Genomic DNA, 13,503 nt, shown 5'->3' on the forward strand with positions numbered 1-13,503 from the left:
AGTTCAACTGGGGCCAAGAGAAGGACGACTTTATGACTGCCAAGCCTGACCGCACCCTCGCCGCTGCCGGACTGATCTGCGGCTATGCCCTTTTGATCGGGTTTACCGACAATTACGTTCGCGTGATCGCGCAGGATCATGGTCTGTGGCAATTCCACTTCACCCGCACGATGATGGCCTTTGCATTGTTGGGTCTTGCGGTGCCGCTGTTGGGCTTGCGCTTGCGTCCGGTCAACCCGCGCGCGGTGCTGGCCCGCAGTGTGATCCACGGGCTTGCGATGGTGATCTACTTTGGCGCGCTCGCCTTCTTGCCGGTGGCCATCGTGGCGGCTGGCCTGTTCACGGCACCGATTTTTGTTCTGCTGATCTCGCGCTTTGCCTATGGCCATGCCATTGGCCCGGTGCGGATTCTGGCGGTCGGGATCGGCTTTGTGGGTGTGTTGCTGGTGCTGGGGCCTGAGGCTATTTCGGGGGCGTCGGCGGCGGCGATATTGCCGGTGGTGGCGGGGGCGCTTTATGCGCTTGGCAACGTCGCCACGCGCGAATGGTGCCCGGATGAGAGCGCCGAGACGCTGGTAGCAGGTTTCTTCGGCATGCTGGGCCTTTTGGGCCTGTTGGGCATGATCGTTCTGGCAGTCGCGCCCCTCGCGGCACCTTTGGGGCCAGATGGATTCTTGCTGCGCGGTTGGGTCGCTCCGAACTGGCCCTTCCTGTTCTGGACCTTCGTGCAGGCGGCGGGTTCCTTGCTGGGCGTCGGCATGATGATCCGCGCCTACCAGATCACCGACGCGGGTCGGGCCTCGGTGATTGAATACGTCATCCTTCCCGCCTCGGCCTTTTGGTCGTGGCTTTTGTGGCGCGAGGTGCTCGCGCCGATGGCGGTGGGGGGGATGGTGCTGATCGTGGTTGCGGGCTGCATGATCGCGCTGCGCGCGCGATCGGTGGAGCCCGCCTCGACAAGCGCCTGACCGTCAGGCGCCGACCGCCTCGCGCCAATGGCGGCGGCACAGGCTGACATAGGTTTCATTGCCGCCGATGACGACCTGATCTCCGTCGCGAAGCGCCTGACCGTCAGGGCCTTTGCGCACCACCATTGTCGCCTTCTTGCCGCAATGGCAGATCGTGCGCACCTCGCGCATCTCGTCTGCCCAAGCCAGCAGGGCGGCCGAGCCGGGGAAGAGCTGGCCCTGAAAGTCCACCCGCAGCCCGTAGCACATCACCGGAACGGCAAGATCATCCACCGCGCGGGCCAGTTGCCAAACCTGCTCTTTCGACAGGAATTGCGCTTCGTCGATGAAAACGCAGGACACCGGCCCGAGGCTTAGCCGCTGCCGGAGCTTTTCATACATGTCCTCGCCCGGGGCGAAGGTATCGGCCGGGTCGGCAATGCCGATACGGCTGGCGATGCGTCCCTCTCCGGCGCGGGTGTCGAATTGCGCCGTAATAAGGTAGGTTTCCATGCCACGCTCGCCATAGTTATGGGCGGCCTGTAGCAGCAAGGTCGACTTGCCGGCGTTCATGGTGGAATAGTTGAAGTAGAGTTTTGCCATGCCGCGCACCTAGCCGATTTTCGCGGCGGCCTGCAAGCACAGTGCATGGGCCAAGGGCCGCAGGCGCGCCTTGCACAAGGGGGCCGGGCGGTTGGCCGGGTCCACCGCGTGGCCCAGAGACCCCCCCAAACGTGGAGTTAAGCGCGGCGGACCCTCAACAAAGCCGACGCTGGGGGCATCGGCCACTCACTACAGTTCCGGCAAACACCCGGAACACCTTTATCTATTACAACCAGTTGCCGTATCATGAATGGGAAAAGGTTGATTGATTTCCCCGTCGTGCGGGGCATGAGGGAGTGAGTGGAATGTCGGTGGAAACCTATCTGAAAAAGCACAGCGAAGCTTTGGTCAAGGATGTCGGCATAGAGGCCGCCTGTCAGTTGACGGGAAAATCCAAGGCGACGCTTGGCCGCTATTATTCGGATCAGGAAGAGCATGATGACCGGTTCATGCCCATCGACGTTGTCGCCCAGCTGGAATCGGCTGCGCGCTTTCCGCATGTGACGGCGGCGCTCGCCGATCTGCGCGGCATCACGCTTTCCTATGATGCGGATAAGCGCAATGCGACATCGAAGGGCGTCAACCAAGACGTGGTGATGCTCGCGCAGCGCTTTGCCATGTTGATGAGCGAATACAACTCCGCCATTGGAGACGGAGTCATTTCGATCAACGAAGCAAAGCGGATGCTGCGCGAAACGCTTGCGATTCAACAGGTTCTGCTTGAGATGAAGCTGAACCTCGAGACGGGTGTCAGCTAGTCCGCCGGTTGCCCGCGGGCTTGCCGCCTTCGGCGCGGCGAGGAGCTCCGCCGCCGCCCATCGGTTTTGCCTTGGCCGCCGGACGTCCTTGCTGGGGCTTTGCGCCGGCAGGCTTGCTGCCCTGAGGGCGGCCGCCTTGCGGACGGGCCGGACGCTGGCCCCGGTTCTGTCCGGGCTTTGGCGTTGCTGCCACGATATCGGCGGCCCACGGTGCTCCGCCAAGGATCGGAAGCGGCTTTTTGAGCAGCTTTTCAATCGCTTGCAACTCGCCCATCTCGGCTGGCGCGCAGAAGCTGACAGAGGTGCCCTCGGCCCCGGCGCGGGCGGTGCGGCCGATGCGGTGGACGTAATTCTCAGGCACGTTGGGCATGTCGAAGTTATACACGTGGCGCACCGTGGGAATGTCGATGCCGCGCGCGGCCACGTCGGTGGCCACCAGCACGTCAAGCTCGCCGTTGCGGAACTCGGTCAGGGTGCGGTCGCGCTGTGACTGCGATTTGTTGCCGTGGATGGAGCCTGCCTTGAACCCCCAGCTTGCCAGCAATTTCATCAGCTTTTCAGAGCCATGCTTGGTGCGGCCAAAGACCAGCGCCTGTTCTCCCGGGTGCTTTTTCAGGTAATCCTCCAGCACGCGGGCCTTGTCGCCGTTGGGCAGGAAGTGCACGCCCTGAGTCACCTTGTCGGCGGTTTTGCCGGGGGTGGCGACCTGGACGCGCACGGGGTCGCGCAGATAAGTGTCTGCAATTTCAGAGATATCTTTCGGCATCGTCGCCGAGAAGAGCAGGGTCTGGCGCTTGAGCGGGATGTGCTTGGCGATTTTGCGCAAGGAATGGATGAAGCCCATGTCGAGCATGTGGTCGGCCTCGTCCAGCACAAGGTAGCCGCACTGGTCCAGTTTGACGTCGCCGCGCTCCAAGAGGTCGATCAGGCGGCCGGGGGTGGCGACCAGAACATCGGTGCCTTTTGACAGGGCTTGTGCCTGCCGGAACAGCGAGGCGCCGCCCACGACCATGGTCACCTTGACAGCGGTTCCCTTGGTGAAGACTTCAAGGTTGTCCTTGATTTGCAACGTTAATTCCCGCGTCGGCGCAAGGATCAGGGCGCGCACGTTCTTGGGGCCCGGCGGGTGGCCGATGTCGAGCAGGCGGTGCAGAAGCGGCAGGCCGAAGGCGGCGGTCTTGCCGGTGCCGGTCTGTGCCAGACCCATCAGGTCACGGCCCTGCATGATATGCGGGATGGCCTGCGCCTGAATGGGCGTAGGCGTTTGAAGTTTGGTTTTCTCAAGCGCTTTCAAAAGCTTGGCGCTTAGGCCGAGATCGGCGAAGGTTGTCATTTGGTCGTTCCATCAAACAAAGGCAGGCGGCCCTCGTCCCCCGAGGTTTCGGGTGACCGTGCGCGCCGTCGGCGCCCCTGCGTGATGGTGGGAACCTATGTCCGGGCCTTTCGGTGCTCACGCGGCACGGGCTTCGGACTTGGGGGAGATGGGGGTTTTCCTCTGGTCTGTCAAGGGTGTGTCGCAGGTCTGGTTCGCGTATGGCTTGCGTATGGCCCGCGTCATGCTGCTGGCGCGCGGCGCATTTAACGCCCGGGCAGGCGTTTCGGGCAAGGTGGCGGCGGAGGTGCGCCATGACAACACGCAAGGACCAGCAGAATGCGAGCTATCACCGGATGGCCGAGAGCCTGCGCGATCTGGAGCGCGCCCTGCACGGCGGGCGGCGCGCCAATGGCGCGGTGCCGGAGGAATGGCACGCAATTGCGCAGGGGGTGGGTGCGGGGCGCAAGGTGAAGCTGACGCTGTGGGTCGAGGCAGATGTGCTGCGCTTTTTCCGCACCTTGGGGAAGGGCCACACGACGCGGATGGCAGAGGTGCTGTCGACCTTCATGCATGCGCGGCTTGCGGGCGTGGTGAAGGGACCGGAGGATGTGAATTACAGCGCGCCCTATTACACGCCCGAGGAACAGCAGGCGATTGACGAGCGGATGCGGCGCAACCGCGAGGAACTGGCCGAGGAGTTGCGGCGCGCGCGGCGCTATTGACCGGAGTAGGGCGGGGTGAACCCCGCCCTGCCGTTTCCTAGCCTTGCAGCGTTCTGACCCCGTAGCCTTCGCTGCGCGCCTTCATGGCCGCGACGGCGGCGATAGAGGCGGCGGCGGTGGTGAAGTAGGGGATCTTGTCCATAAGCGCCACGCGGCGGATGTCGCGGCTGTCGGAGATGGCCTGGCTGCCTTCGGTCGTGTTCATCACCAGCGCGATGTCGTTGTTCTTCAGCCTGTCCACGATGTTCGGGCGGCCTTCATAGACCTTGGCGACGGGGGTGGTGGCGACGCCGACGCCTGCCAGCCATGACGCGGTGCCTTTGGTGGCCACCACTTCAAAGCCCATCGACACGAGGTCGCGGGCGGCGGCGGCGAGGCTTTCGGTCTTGTCCATGTCCTTGACCGAGAGGAACACTCGGCCCGACTCTGGCAGGATGGTGCCTGCGCCCATCTGCGCCTTGAGGAAGGCGAGCGCGAAGGTGCGGTCCCAGCCCATCACCTCGCCCGTCGAGCGCATTTCCGGCCCGAGCATCGGATCGACACCGGGGAAGCGGGCGAAGGGCAGCACCGCCTCTTTCACGCTGAACCAGGGGGTGATCGGATCGGCCAGCGTGAAGGGGTCGGCCAGCGGCAGGTCTGTGTCGGGACCGACGCCTGCCTCATACGGGGCGCGCAGCGGGAAGTTTGCCATCGGTTCCCCCGCCATCAGGCGGGCGGCGATGGCGGCGATGGCGCTGTCGGTGGCCTTGGCGACGAAAGGCACCGTGCGCGAGGCGCGCGGGTTCACCTCGAGCACATAGATGGTGCCGTCCTTGATCGCGAATTGCACGTTCATCAGGCCGACCACGTTGAGCGCGCGGGCCATTGCGATGGTTTGGGTCTTCAGTTCGGCAATCGTTTCAGCGGAGAGCGAGTGCGGCGGCAGGCAGCAGGCGGAGTCGCCCGAGTGCACGCCCGCCTCTTCGATATGTTCCATGATGCCTGCGACATGGACGTTCTGGCCGTCCGAGAGGGCATCGACATCGACCTCGATGGCACCGGCAAGGTAGCTGTCGAGCAGAACGGGGTTGTTGCCCGAAACCTGCACCGCCTCGCGGATGTAGCGTTCAAGCTGCGCGTCGTCGCGGATGATCTCCATCGCGCGGCCGCCCAGCACGAAGGAGGGGCGGATCACCAGCGGGTAGCCCACCTGCGCTGCAACGGCAAAGGCTTCGTCCCGGCTGCGGGCGGTGCCGTTGACGGGCTGCTTGAGGTCGAGCGTGTTCAGGAGTTTCTGGAAGCGCTCGCGGTCTTCGGCAAGGTCGATGGCGTCGGGCGTGGTGCCAAGGATCGGAATCCCCTCGGCATGCAGCGCATTGGCGAGTTTGAGCGGGGTTTGCCCGCCGAACTGCACGATGACGCCGTGAAGGGTGCCGTTTTCCTGTTCCACCCGCAGGATTTCGAGGACGTGTTCCAGCGTGAGCGGTTCGAAATAGAGGCGGTCGGAGGTGTCGTAATCGGTCGACACGGTTTCGGGGTTGCAGTTGACCATGATGGTTTCATAGCCCGCAGCGGTCAGCGCGTAGCAGGCATGGCAGCAGCAATAGTCGAACTCGATCCCCTGGCCGATGCGGTTGGGGCCGCCGCCGAGGATGACGACCTTTTTGGCGTTCGAGGGCCGCGCCTCGCATTCCACATCGCCCATGACGGGGCTTTCGTAGGTGGAATACATGTAGGGGGTCTGCGCCTCGAATTCGGCGGCGCATGTGTCGATCCGCTTGAACACGGCGGTGACGCCGAGGTTGCGGCGCGCGCGGCGGATTTGCGCCTCGTCCCGGCCGGTCAGCTTGGCGAGGCGGGCATCGGTGAAGCCCATCATCTTGAGCTTGCGCAGCCCTGCGGCATCGAGCGGCAGGCCGGCTTTGCGGACCTGTGCCTCGGCGTCGATGATTTCGCGGATGCGGGCGAGGAACCACGGATCGAAGGAGGTGATGGCCTGGATTTCGTCATTGCTGAAGCCCTCTCGCATGGCCTGCGCGATGACGCGCAGGCGGTCGGGGGTTTGCAGGGACAGCGCCTTGGAGATGGCGGCGCGGTCGGGGCCGCCGGGGATGGCGATCTCGTCAAAGCCGGTGAGGCCGGTCTCCAGGCTGGCGAGGGCCTTCTGCATCGATTCGTGGATGGTGCGGCCGATCGCCATCGCCTCGCCCACCGATTTCATGGCGGTGGTGAGGTTGGGCTCGGAGCCGGGGAACTTCTCGAAGGCAAAGCGCGGGATCTTGGTCACGACATAGTCGATGGACGGCTCGAAGCTGGCCGGAGTGACCTTGGTGATGTCGTTGTCGAGTTCATCCAGCGTGTAGCCGACGGCGAGTTTCGCGGCGATCTTGGCGATGGGGAAGCCGGTGGCCTTGGAGGCAAGTGCCGAGGAGCGCGAGACGCGCGGGTTCATCTCGATGACGACCATGCGGCCATCGGCGGGGTTGATCGCCCATTGCACGTTCGATCCGCCGGTCTCCACCCCGATCTCGCGCAGCACGGCGATGGAGCCGTTGCGCATGATCTGGTATTCCTTGTCGGTCAGCGTCAGAGCGGGGGCCACGGTGATCGAATCACCGGTGTGCACGCCCATCGGGTCGACGTTCTCGATGGAGCAGACGATGATGGCATTGTCCGCCGTGTCGCGGACGACTTCCATCTCGTATTCCTTCCAGCCCAGAAGGGATTCATCGACCAGAACCTGTGCGACGGGGCTGGCCTCGAGACCCGAGCGGATGATCGCCTCATAATCGTCACGGTTGTAGGCGACGCCGCCGCCGGTGCCGCCGAGGGTGAAGGCGGGACGGATGATCGCGGGTAGGCCGACGTAATCGAGCGCGGCCATCGCCTCCTTGATGCCGGCGGCGATGTCATACTTGCCGCTGGCCAGTTTGGGCGCGGCGATGATGGTGGCCTTGGGGTTTTCCAGCCCGATGCGGTCCATCGCTTCGCGGAAGAGCTTGCGATCTTCTGCCATTTCGATGGCTTCGCGCTTGGCGCCGATGAGTTCGACGTTGAACTTTTCCAACACCCCGAGGTCGGCGAGCGCGAGGGCGGTGTTCAGGCCGGTCTGTCCGCCCATCGTCGGCAGCAGAGCGTCGGGGCGTTCTTTCTCGATGATCTTGGCGACCACTTCGGGGGTGATGGGTTCGATATAGGTGGCATCGGCCAGCCCCGGATCGGTCATGATCGTGGCGGGGTTCGAGTTCACCAGAATGACGCGGTAGCCTTCCTCGCGCAGGGCCTTGCAGGCCTGAGCGCCGGAATAGTCGAACTCGCACGCCTGCCCGATGACGATGGGGCCTGCACCGATGATCATGATGGATGTGATGTCGGTTCTTTTCGGCATGGTCTTGGCCCCTGTCCATGGCGGAACCCGCGCCACGGTGGCCGGGCTCGCGGATTCGTGCGGTCTGCGCAAATTGACGGGGGTTTAGGGGGTTGCGCGGCAAGGCGCAACCCTTTGCGAAGGGGTCGCTTGCGACCTGTTCCGGCAGGGGGGCGCGTGCTAGATCACGCGGCAGGGAAACGGGCGGATTTCGGGGGAGTGGGCGGGTTTGCAGCGAGGCCAGAGGATGTCTGATGCTGATTGTCATTGAACACGGGCCGGGCGGGCGCGCGGCGGCTTTCAGCCAGCCGCAACAGGTCTTTGTGGCGCAGGCTGCCGAGGAGGTGGCCGCCTCTCTTGCCGCCGCGGAGGAGGCCCGCAAGACGGGGGCCTGGATCGCGGGCTACATCGCCTATGAGGCGGGCTATGCGCTGGAGCCGCGTCTGCAGGCCCGCATGCCCGAGGCGCGGCGCGGCCCGCTGGTCTGTCTTGCGGCCTTTGCTGCGCCGCAAGAGGCGGGCGCGGTGCTGGAGCGTGCCGCCGACGAGGGGCGGGGCCTGCGGCTGGCCCCGCTGGAGCCTTGCGTGACGCCCGACGGCTACCGCGCCGCCTTTGCGCAGGTGCAGGCCTATATTGCGGCGGGGGACTGCTACCAGATCAACCTGACCTTTCCGATTGCCTCGCGGCTGCTGAGTGGCACGTCGCTTGGGCTTTATGGCGCGCTGCGCGCAGGGCAGCCGGTGGGCTACGGGGCCTTTGTCGATGCGGGCGCGGGGCCGGTGGTGGTGTCGCGCAGCCCCGAATTGTTCTTCCGCGTCTCGGGCGGGGTGATCGAGAGCCGCCCGATGAAGGGCACCGCGCCACGCAGCGATGATCCGGCGGAAGACGCATGGCTGGCGGCGGAATTGCAGGCGAGCGAGAAGGACCGCGCCGAGAACCTGATGATCGTGGACCTTTTGCGCAACGATATCGCGCGGATGGCCGAGGTCGGATCGGTCAAGGTGCCGGAGCTATACGCGGTGGAGAGCTTTGCGACTGTGCATCAGATGAGTTCACGCGTGCAGGGGCGGCTGCTGCCGGGGGCGGGCCTGCCGGGGCTGATGGCGGCGCTGTTTCCCTGCGGGTCGGTGACGGGTGCGCCGAAAATCCGCGCGATGGAGATCATCGCCGAGGTCGAGGCCGAACCCCGCGGGGTTTATTGCGGGGCGGTGGGCTGGGCCGCGCCGGAGGGGGATCAGTGCTGGTCGGTGGCGATCCGCACGGCTCGGGTCTGGCCCGATGGCGAGGTCCGGCTGAATGTGGGCGGCGGGGTGGTGTTCGATTCCACCGCCGAGGGCGAATGGGAGGAGGCGCTGTGGAAGGCACGTTACGCGGCGGGTCTGGCGCGCCGGGGCTGAAGCTGATCGAGACGATGCTGTGGGACGGCGGCAGCGTGCCGCGCGGGCCGCTGCATCTGGCGCGGCTGCGGGCAGGGGCGTCGGCCCTCGGCTGGGCGGTGCCGGAACTGCGGCTGGCGGGGCCGGAGGGGCAGGCCGCGCGGCTGCGGCTGACGCTGGATGCGGCGGGCGATGTGGCGCTCGAGGTGGGCGCGGTGCCTGCTCCCATTGCGTGCTGGCGGCTGGGGCTGGCGGCAGAGCGGCTGCATTCGGGCGATCCGTGGCTGCGGGTGAAGTCCACCCGCCGCCCAGCCTATGACCGCGCGCGGGCGGCCTTGCCCGCAGGGCTGGACGAGGTGGTGTTCGTCAACGAGCGCGGCGAGGTTTGCGATGGCAGCATCACCACGCTGTTCTTTGATCGCGGCGCGGGGCTGCGCACGCCGCCGCTGTCGTCGGGGCTGTTGCCGGGGGTGCTGCGGGCCGAGGTCTGCTGCCCCGAGGAGGTGCTGCTGGCCGAGGACCTGCCGCGCGTGCGGCTGTGGGTGGGCAATGCGCTGCGCGGGATGGCCGAGGCGGTGTGGCTTGGCTGAGCGCGCCGGGGGCGGGTGGCTTTGGCGCTGCACTTTGCCGTCGTGGCGCGGGGGAACAGATGCCTGCGCGAGTATTTCAGAAAGGTGCAAGCCATGAGCGGGCTGCGGTTACTGGGCTGGACGGCGCTGGCGATGCTGGCCTTTGCGGCCAATTCGGTTCTGAACCGGCTGGCGGTTGCCGAGGGCGGCATGGACGCCTTGGCCTTTGCCGCCGTGCGGGTTCTGGCGGGGGCGGTGATGCTGGCCGGACTGGTGGCCGCGCGGGGTGGCGTGGTCTGGCCGGGCTGGCAGGGGCGCGTGCCGGGGGTGTTCGGGCTTGTGGTCTATCTGGTGGGGTTCTCGCTGGCCTATCTGGCCTTGGGGGCCGGTGTGGGGGCGCTGATCCTGTTCGGCACGGTGCAGGTGACGATGTTCGGGGGTGCCGTGCTGGCGCGCGAGCCGGTGCCGGCGCGGCGCTGGCTGGGGGCGGGCCTTGCCTTTGCGGGGCTGGTTGCGCTGGTGGCCCCGGGCGGCGCGGCGGTGCCGGTGGCGGGGGCGCTGGCGATGGCCTGCGCGGGCTTCGGCTGGGGGGTTTATTCGCTGGCCGGGCGCGGGGCGACGGATGCGCTGGCGGCGACGGCGTGGAACTTCGTGCTGTCGGTGCCGGTGGTCGCGGGGATTGCGCTGGTCTGGGGCGGGGTGGAGGTGACGGCGGCGGGGCTTGGGCTTGCGGTGGTGTCGGGTGCGGTGACCTCGGGCCTTGGCTATGCGCTGTGGTATGCGGTGGTGCCGCGTCTGGGCGCGGCGCGGGCGGGGGTGGCGCAGTTGACGGTGCCGATGCTGGCGGCGCTGGGCGGCGCGCTTGTGCTGGGCGAGGGCGTGGGCTGGCGGTTCTGGGGGGCCTCGGCGCTTATTCTGGGGGGCGTGGCCCTCGCCAGCCTTCAGAGCGGTTTGACGAGGCGGTGAAGGGTGTGGCCTGTCCCGGTGTCATGGCGCGACAGGCCCGTGGGGGCAAAGCCCCTGCGCGCCCAGAACGCCGCGCCGCGTGCGTTGGCTTCGAGCACGGCGAGGTAGAGATGGCGGGCCTTTGCCGCGCGGGCGAGGGATTCCACATGCGCGAGGAAGGTTGCGCCTTGGCCTTGGGAGCGGGCTTCGGGCGCGAGGATCATCAGGCCGAGGTAGGCATCGGGCGGGGCGGGGAAGCCGAAGGAGAGTTCGGCTACGCCCGCGAGTGTGTCGCCGTGCCAGAGCCCGAGGCGGTGGGATGCGGCAGGGTCGCAGCCGGGCGGGCCGGCGGTGAACACATCCTCGACCTGCGCAGGGCCGGGCGGGTGGCCGAGCCAGAGGTGGTAGTAGTCCTGCGCGCGCGTCAGCAGATCCGCAACCGCCGCGCGGTCGCGCAGCGGATCAAGCGGGTGGATCATGGGACCGAGGAGACGGGGGGCATGCGGCCCATCCAGTCGAAATCGCGCACGGTGATGACGCCCGAAGTGATGATGGTGGCGAGGATGCCCCAGACGATGATGGCAAAGAGCGTGGTGATCTTGGCCTTGCGGCCCACCATTTCGTCCCGTGGCGCGCTGGCAGGCGTGCCGGGCACGACCGAGCCTGCATCGCCTTGGGTGGTCAGGCGCAGGGGCAGCACGATGAAGAATACCATGAACCACGTCACGGCGAAGAGGACGGCGGCGGCGGTGATGGTCATACTTGCTCCAACTCGATCAGGCAGCCGTTGAAATCCTTGGGATGCAGGAACAGCACCGGCTTGCCATGCGCGCCGATTTTCGGCTCGCCCGTGCCAAGCACCCGCGCGCCCGAGGCTTTCAGCGTATCGCGCGCGGCGAGGATATCTTCCACCTCATAGCAGATGTGGTGGATGCCGCCTGCGGGGTTCTTGTCGAGAAAGCCCTGAATGGGGGAGTTTTCGCCCAAGGGATAGAGCAGTTCGATCTTGGTGTTCGGCAGGTCGATGAAGACCACGGTGACGCCGTGATCGGGTTCGTCCTGCGGCGGGCGCACCGAGGCCCCGAGGGTGCCGGCATATTGCGCGCTGGCGGCGGCGAGGTCGGGAACCGCGATGGCGACATGGTTGAGGCGGCCGATCATGGGCAACTCCTTGTGGCGGTTTTTGCGGTTATGGTCGGGGCCGCGCGATCAGGCAAGGGGCCGAACCGCCGCAGGGGCGATTTCCGCTGCGGCGGTGCGCTGTCTTTACCGGTTCTTAGCCGGTTTGCAGGTTTCATGGACCTTGCCCCGCCCTGACCGCAAGAAGGTTGCCATGCCCGCGCCAGACCGTCCCGATGCTGCGCTGCTGTCCGGTTTCGCTCCGCCCGGCCTGCGGATGCCGCAGTCGGGGCTTGGCGCGGCGCCGTCTTCGGGGGCTTTGCCCTTGGCGGGGGTGACGGTGCTCTTGGTCGAGGACAGCCGCTTTGCCTCGGACGCGCTGCGGTTGATGTGCCAGCGGTCGGGCGCGCGGCTGCGGCGGGCCGAGTCGATGGCGAAGGCGCGGCTGCATCTGCGCACCTATTGCCCGGATGTCGTCATCATCGATCTGGGTCTTCCCGATGGCTGCGGGGACCGGCTTATCCGCGAGCTTGCGGCCGCGCGTTCGGGCGGGGTGGTGCTGGGTTTGTCGGGTGATCCGGACGGGCGCAGGCTGGCGCTGGCGGCGGGGGCGGCAGGGTTTCTTGAAAAGCCGATCCTCGCTCTGGGTGATTTTCAGCGGGCGATCTTGCGTCATGTGCCCGGCCGCTTTGCCCCCACCGCGCGTGACGAGCCGGCACCGATGGGCGATCTGGCCGATCCTCTGGCGCTGCGCGATGATCTGGCCCATGCGGCACAGTTACTGGCGGCGGGGCCGGACGCTGGCGCGCGCCGCTATCTGGCGCGATTCATCGCGGGGGTGGCGCACAGCAGCGGCGATGCCGATCTGGCGGCGGCGGCGGTTGCGGCGGCGCAGGATGCGGCAGGCCTGCCCCTGCTGCACGGGCTGGTGCAGAACCGTTTGAGCGGCGGCACCGTGATTTGAGGCGTGCCGCGCGGGACGGCGGCGCTTTTGTGCGGCGCGCGCCGCATGCGGGCCGACGGTGTGGGCGCGCTGCCCGAGGGCGCGAAATGGCGAAGCTCTGGCGGGTCAGAGGCCGGGGTCCGATCCGGCGCGGACGAGGCGGGAGAGGTCGGACAGACGCTCTTTCTGGCGGCCCGAGGCGTCGAAATTCGCGGGGGAAAGCCAAGCCGCAAACGCCTCGCGCAGGGCGGGCCATTCGCTGTCGATCACCGAAAACCATGCGGTGTCGCGGTTGCGGCCCTTTATCACCATGTGATTGCGGAAAACGCCTTCGAAGCTGAAGCCAAGCCGCTGCGCCGCGCGGCGCGAGGGTAAGTTGAGGGCGTTGCACTTCCATTCATAGCGCCGGTATCCGGCGCGAAAGGCCCAGTCCATCATCAGGAACATCGCCTCGGTTGCGGCGGGGGTGCGTTGCAGCGCGGGCGACAGGCAGATGTTGCCCACCTCGATGCTGCCCTGTTCGGGGGTGATGCGCAGATAGGAGGCCACGCCGAGGGCATGGCCATTGGCCGGATCGCGGAAGGCGAAATAGAACGGATCGCTGCGTCCTTGCTGATCCTTGACCCAGCGGTGATAGGCAGAGGCCGAGGAAAACGGGCCGTAGGGCATGTAATCCCACAAGGCATCATGGCCGGAGAAGGCCGCGAAAAGCCCGGCGGCATGGTCATCGGCTTCGAGCGGTTCCAGCCGGATGCGCTGCCCTTGCAGCGACAGGCCGGCGGGCGGATGCGGCGGCGGTGCCCAAGTGTCCAAGCGTTGCCCCTGTGCTGCCTGTCTGTGCATAGCCTTGCGCCCCTGTC

At 66.6% G+C, this 13,503-nt stretch carries 14 protein-coding genes; 7 read left to right on the plus strand and 7 right to left on the minus strand.

All coding sequences use genetic code 11. The features are described 5' to 3' along the window. Positions 1-32: 32 nt before the first annotated feature. Positions 33-968, plus strand: a complete 936-nt coding sequence (locus tag G3572_RS12715) for a DMT family transporter (RefSeq protein ID WP_164612366.1) — start codon at positions 33-35, stop codon at positions 966-968. A 3-nt stretch (positions 969-971) separates the two neighbouring features. Here the strand turns inward: G3572_RS12715 and G3572_RS12720 are convergent, their stop codons facing one another. Further along, entirely contained in the window at positions 972-1,550 is a 579-nt protein-coding gene (locus G3572_RS12720) for a thymidine kinase (RefSeq protein ID WP_164612369.1), read from the minus strand. A gap of 305 nt (positions 1,551-1,855) precedes the next feature. On the opposite strand from G3572_RS12720, the gene G3572_RS12725 reads away from it, so the two are divergent. After that, the gene (locus tag G3572_RS12725; protein ID WP_164612371.1) at positions 1,856-2,308 is read left to right on the plus strand and encodes a hypothetical protein; all 453 of its coding nucleotides are present in this window, start codon (positions 1,856-1,858) and stop codon (positions 2,306-2,308) included. Here the strand turns inward: G3572_RS12725 and G3572_RS12730 are convergent. After that, on the minus strand, positions 2,301-3,641 hold the full coding sequence (locus tag G3572_RS12730) for a DEAD/DEAH box helicase (protein WP_164612373.1): 1,341 nt from the start codon (positions 3,639-3,641) through the stop codon (positions 2,301-2,303). The genes G3572_RS12725 and G3572_RS12730 overlap by 8 nt on opposite strands. A 293-nt stretch (positions 3,642-3,934) precedes the next feature. On the opposite strand from G3572_RS12730, the gene G3572_RS12735 reads away from it, so the two are divergent. After that, positions 3,935-4,345 (plus strand): BrnA antitoxin family protein, encoded by a 411-nt coding sequence (locus G3572_RS12735; protein ID WP_164612375.1) that lies wholly within the window; start codon positions 3,935-3,937, stop codon positions 4,343-4,345. Positions 4,346-4,382: 37 nt separating this feature from the next. Here G3572_RS12735 and carB read toward each other — a convergent pair whose 3' ends face one another. Then, positions 4,383-7,712: a carbamoyl-phosphate synthase large subunit gene (gene carB / locus G3572_RS12740; RefSeq protein WP_164612383.1), complete on the minus strand. Its 3,330-nt coding sequence runs from the start codon at positions 7,710-7,712 to the stop codon at positions 4,383-4,385. 233 nt (positions 7,713-7,945) lie between these two features. On the opposite strand from carB, the gene G3572_RS12745 reads away from it, so the two are divergent. From G3572_RS12745 to G3572_RS12755, 3 genes are all read left to right on the plus strand, one after another. Beyond that, positions 7,946-9,088 (plus strand): aminodeoxychorismate synthase component I, encoded by a 1,143-nt coding sequence (locus G3572_RS12745; protein ID WP_164612385.1) that lies wholly within the window; start codon positions 7,946-7,948, stop codon positions 9,086-9,088. Then, positions 9,046-9,657, plus strand: coding sequence for an aminotransferase class IV (locus tag G3572_RS12750; protein ID WP_435530977.1), 612 nt, complete (start codon positions 9,046-9,048; stop codon positions 9,655-9,657). Before G3572_RS12745 ends, G3572_RS12750 begins: the two co-directional genes overlap by 43 nt. A gap of 93 nt (positions 9,658-9,750) precedes the next feature. Beyond that, on the plus strand, positions 9,751-10,602 hold the full coding sequence (locus G3572_RS12755; RefSeq protein WP_164612387.1) for a DMT family transporter: 852 nt from the start codon (positions 9,751-9,753) through the stop codon (positions 10,600-10,602). Here G3572_RS12755 and G3572_RS12760 read toward each other — a convergent pair. From G3572_RS12760 to mce, 3 genes are read right to left on the minus strand one after another with little or no spacing between them, the layout of a single operon-like run. Next, positions 10,578-11,060: a GNAT family N-acetyltransferase gene (locus G3572_RS12760; RefSeq protein ID WP_164612389.1), complete on the minus strand. Its 483-nt coding sequence runs from the start codon at positions 11,058-11,060 to the stop codon at positions 10,578-10,580. The two genes, G3572_RS12755 and G3572_RS12760, sit on opposite strands and share 25 nt — an antisense overlap. Then, complete coding sequence (locus G3572_RS12765) at positions 11,057-11,341, minus strand: DUF1467 family protein (protein WP_164612391.1); 285 nt, start codon at positions 11,339-11,341, stop codon at positions 11,057-11,059. Before G3572_RS12765 ends, G3572_RS12760 begins: the two co-directional genes overlap by 4 nt. After that, positions 11,338-11,742 carry a methylmalonyl-CoA epimerase gene (mce, locus tag G3572_RS12770; protein ID WP_164612393.1) on the minus strand — a complete coding sequence of 135 codons (405 nt, stop codon included), beginning with the start codon at positions 11,740-11,742 and terminating at the stop codon, positions 11,338-11,340. The genes G3572_RS12765 and mce overlap by 4 nt, the downstream gene beginning before the upstream one ends. A gap of 235 nt (positions 11,743-11,977) precedes the next feature. On the opposite strand from mce, the gene G3572_RS12775 reads away from it, so the two are divergent. After that, positions 11,978-12,664, plus strand: a complete 687-nt coding sequence (locus G3572_RS12775; RefSeq protein WP_164612569.1) for a response regulator — start codon at positions 11,978-11,980, stop codon at positions 12,662-12,664. Positions 12,665-12,769: 105 nt separating this feature from the next. Here the strand turns inward: G3572_RS12775 and G3572_RS12780 are convergent, their stop codons facing one another. Continuing rightward, positions 12,770-13,486, minus strand: coding sequence for a GNAT family N-acetyltransferase (locus tag G3572_RS12780; protein ID WP_164612395.1), 717 nt, complete (start codon positions 13,484-13,486; stop codon positions 12,770-12,772). Between the last annotated feature and the right edge of the window lie 17 nt (positions 13,487-13,503).

This window comes from Pseudotabrizicola algicola, assembly GCF_010915705.1.
Lineage (GTDB): Bacteria > Pseudomonadota > Alphaproteobacteria > Rhodobacterales > Rhodobacteraceae > Pseudotabrizicola > Pseudotabrizicola algicola.